Here is a 3,335-nt window from a genome sequence, read left to right as displayed (position 1 = left end):
CGTAGATCATGCCGAACACGCCGATGGGCACGCGCATGCGGCCCACGCGGATGCCGCTGTCCTGCTGCTGCATGCCCTGCACCTCGCCAATGATGTCGGGCATGGCGGCCAGCTGCTCGCAGCCCAGGGCGCAGGTCTCGATGACCCTGGGCGTGAGCTTCAGCCGATCGACCATGGGCTCGGCCAGGCCGGCGGCGCGGGCACGCTCCAGGTCCTGCGCGTTGGCCGCGGCCAGGACGTCGCCACTGGCGCGCAGCATCCGGGCCAGGGCCAGCAGGGCTTTGTTTTTGATAGCTGCCGGCGCTTGCGCCATGCGGGCTGACGCCGCTTTTGCCTGCAAACCGAGGGTGTGGGTGTATTCAGCGATGTTGAGCGCGTTCATGGGACGCGATTCTGGCGCAGATGGCATGCCCCTTGCTACCACCCGCCACCGGTCGGCGCCCGGCCGCGCTACCCTTGGCCCCATGAGCCACAACCTTGCCCGCACCCAACTCGACAACCTGCGCGCCGACCTGCAGCAGCTGGCGGAGCAGCGCATCAGCAACCACGCCTTCAGCGCCGCCGCCCGCGCCCAGGAGGAGCTGCTCAAGACCTTGCCGCCGCGCTATGGCGAGGTGCTGCTGGGCCTGCTCGACCGGCTGGAGGCCGGCGCACTGTTCACCGAGGAAAGCTGCTCTTTCAGCCACGGCGCGCTGGTCGAATCGATCGGCCAGTGGGCGGCCAAGGCCGGCAAGGCGCTTGACCCCGCCAGCAGCGCCCCATCCAGCACGCGATAAGCCTCCAGCCTAACGCGCCAGCTGCCCCAGCTGCAGCGCCAGCCGGGCCAGTGCCTGCCAGGCGTCCTGCGGCCAGCCGGGCGCGCGCAGGCCCTTGACGATGCCGTCCACCACGTGTGCCGACTGCAGCAGGCGGGTCAGCTGCGCCTCGCTGGCGCGTTGCACCAGGGCGGCGAATGGGCGCTCCTTCGCGCCCCAGACGCGGCTCTCGCGCAGCGCCATGGGCAGGGGCTTGCCGGCGCCCAGGGCGTCCTTGGTGCGTTTGAGCGCCCGGATGTCCTCGGCCAGCGTCCAGTGCACCAGCACGGCGGCCGCGCCCTCGGCCTGCAGGCCGTCGAGCATCTTCTGCGCGCGCAGCACCTGGCCGGACAGCACCGCCTCGGACAGCTTGAACACGTCGTAGCGCGCCACGTTGAGCACGGCGGCTTCGATGGCCCCCTCAGGCAGCTCGCCCGGCGGGTGCAGCAGGGCGAGTTTGCTGATCTCCTGGTGCGCGGCCAGCAGGTTGCCCTCGACCCGGTCGGCAAAGAACTGCAGCGTGCGCTGGCCGGCCTCGCCGCCGGCCACCCGCTGGCCCTGGGCGGCCAGGCGCTGGGCCAGCCAGCCGGGCAGCTGGGCGCGCTCGACCGGGTCGATCTGCACGGCAGCGCCCGCACCCTCCAGCGCCGTGAACCAGGCACTGACACGCATGGCCTTGTCCAGGCGCGGCAGCAGGACGATGGTGAGCAGGCTGTCATTGCCGCGCGCACCCTCGGCGATCTGCTGCAGCGCGGTCGAGCCGTCCTTGCCCGGCTTGCCGCCGGGGATGCGGATCTCCACGATCTGGCGCTCGGCAAACAGCGACAGCGAGCCACCGGCGGCCAGCACGGCGCTCCAGTCGAAGTGCGCGCCGGCAACGGTGAAGCTGCTGCGCTCGCTGTAGCCCTGGGCACGCGCCGCGGCGCGGATGGCGTCCAGCGCCTCCTGCTGCAGGAGCGGCTCATCGCCGTGCAGCACGTACAGCGGACGCAGGCCTTTTTGCAGCTGGGCGGGGAGTTGGGGCAGGGGCAGGTGCATGGCCGCTCTTACTCCTTCCCCCGCTGGGGGAAGGCGGGGATGGGGGCCGGCTGGCGCTGGCGTGCCGCAAGGGATGGGCCATCGCCGCTGGCCCCCACCCCAACCCTCCCCCAGGGGGGGAGGGAGCAGGGGGAAAGGCCTCTGGCCGGCGTGGAAGAAGCGCGAGCAGCTATCAATTTTTACTGCCGTAGCGGCCCCTTGACCGCCGCCAGGCGCCGCAGCAGCTGCTGCACCAGGTCGGTCTGCATGTTGCGAAACAAGAGCGTCTCCTCGCTCTCCTTGGACAGGGCGATGGTCTCGTTGTAGCTGATGTCGCGCGTCTGCACGAGCTCGGTGGCCGGGATCCACTCGCGCCCGTCCTGGCCGCGCAGGCGAAAGCGCAGGCGCAGGCGCAGCTGCAGCTCGCGCACCTGACCGGTGGCGCTCTGGCCGACGACCACGCGCTCGGTCTGCTCGGACAGGATCTCCAGCACCACCTCGGCCTGGGGCAGCTGGACCGGCTCGGTCAGCAACAGCAGGCGGTCGCTGCTGGCAGCCAGCGTGCGGCGCAGCTCGCGCGCCAGGGCCGAGCCGGCGCCGGCCTGCACGTACAGCGAGGCAAAGCCGAACTGCGGCACGCCGCGCAGGCGAAAGCCGCAGCCGGCCAGGGGAGCCGCGGCCAGCAGGGGGAACAGGGAGAGAAGGGTACGCCTGTGCATGGTGGGACGGGGCAGCCTCAGACCACCACGTTGACCAGGCGGCCGGGCACGACCACGACTTTTTTCGGCGCGCGGCCCTCGGAGAACTTCTGGAACTCGTCGCTCGCCAGCGCCGCCTGCTCGATGGCCGCCTTGTCGGCGCTGGCGGGCACGCGCACGGCGCCGCGCAGCTTGCCGTTGATCTGCAGCACCAGTTCGAGCTCGTCCTGCACCAGCGCGCCCGCGTCCACCTGCGGCCAGGGCGCGTCCAGCAGGTCGCCCAGCGTGCCGGCATAGCCCAGGTCCTGCCACAGCACGTGCGTGAGGTGGGGCGTGGCCGGGTAGAGCACGCGCAGCAGGATGGAAAAGCCCTCGATCAGCGCCACGGCGGCGCCGGCGCCGGCCGTGTCCCTGAAGTCCTCCAGCGCGTTGAGCATCTTCATGCAGCCCGAGACCACGGTGTTGTACTGCATGCGCTGGTAGTCGTAGTGCACCTGCCGCAGCACGGTGTGGATCTCCAGCCGCAGCGCGCGCGCCGCCGGGCTGAAGGCCACGTCGGCCAGGCTTTTCGCGCCGGCGGCGCTGGCCAGCGCCGCGTCCCGGTCGATGGCGGCCAGGCGCACGCCGAAGTTCCACACCCGGCGCAGGAAGCGGTGGCTGCCCTCCACCGCCGAGTCGTTCCACTCCAGGGTGAGCTCGGGCGGTGCGGTGAACATGGTGTACAGGCGCGCGGTGTCGGCGCCGTAGCGCTCGATCAGGTCCTGCGGATCGACGCCGTTGTTCTTGGACTTGGACATGGTGCCCACGCCCTCGTAGTCGATGGGCG

General features: G+C 71.3%; 4 protein-coding genes and 1 pseudogene. 1 reads left to right on the top strand and 4 read right to left on the bottom strand.

Translation table 11 applies throughout. The features are described from left to right. Nucleotides 1-382: pseudogene (locus RT051_RS14520) on the bottom strand (gamma-glutamyl-phosphate reductase); the annotation flags it as partial. Nucleotides 383-464: 82 nt separating this feature from the next. Here RT051_RS14520 and RT051_RS14515 point away from each other — a divergent pair. Then, nucleotides 465-776, top strand: coding sequence for a hypothetical protein (locus RT051_RS14515; protein WP_313077823.1), 312 nt, complete (start codon nucleotides 465-467; stop codon nucleotides 774-776). A 9-nt stretch (nucleotides 777-785) separates the two neighbouring features. Here the strand turns inward: RT051_RS14515 and holA are convergent, their stop codons facing one another. From holA to RT051_RS14500, 3 genes are all read right to left on the bottom strand, one after another. Further along, a complete protein-coding gene (gene holA / locus RT051_RS14510) occupies nucleotides 786-1,832 on the bottom strand; it encodes a DNA polymerase III subunit delta (RefSeq protein ID WP_313077820.1) in 1,047 nt (348 codons plus the stop codon). 179 nt (nucleotides 1,833-2,011) lie between these two features. Beyond that, nucleotides 2,012-2,530: an LPS assembly lipoprotein LptE gene (gene lptE / locus RT051_RS14505; RefSeq protein WP_313077816.1), complete on the bottom strand. Its 519-nt coding sequence runs from the start codon at nucleotides 2,528-2,530 to the stop codon at nucleotides 2,012-2,014. Nucleotides 2,531-2,547: 17 nt separating this feature from the next. After that, the coding region (locus RT051_RS14500) for a class I tRNA ligase family protein (RefSeq protein WP_313077813.1) at nucleotides 2,548-3,335 on the bottom strand (788 nt) is incomplete at its 5' end.

The organism is Melaminivora sp. (assembly GCF_032059615.1).
GTDB lineage: Bacteria > Pseudomonadota > Gammaproteobacteria > Burkholderiales > Burkholderiaceae_C > Melaminivora.
Note: the sequence above shows the minus strand (reverse complement) of the source record. Positions and strands in the feature narration are given on the sequence as shown.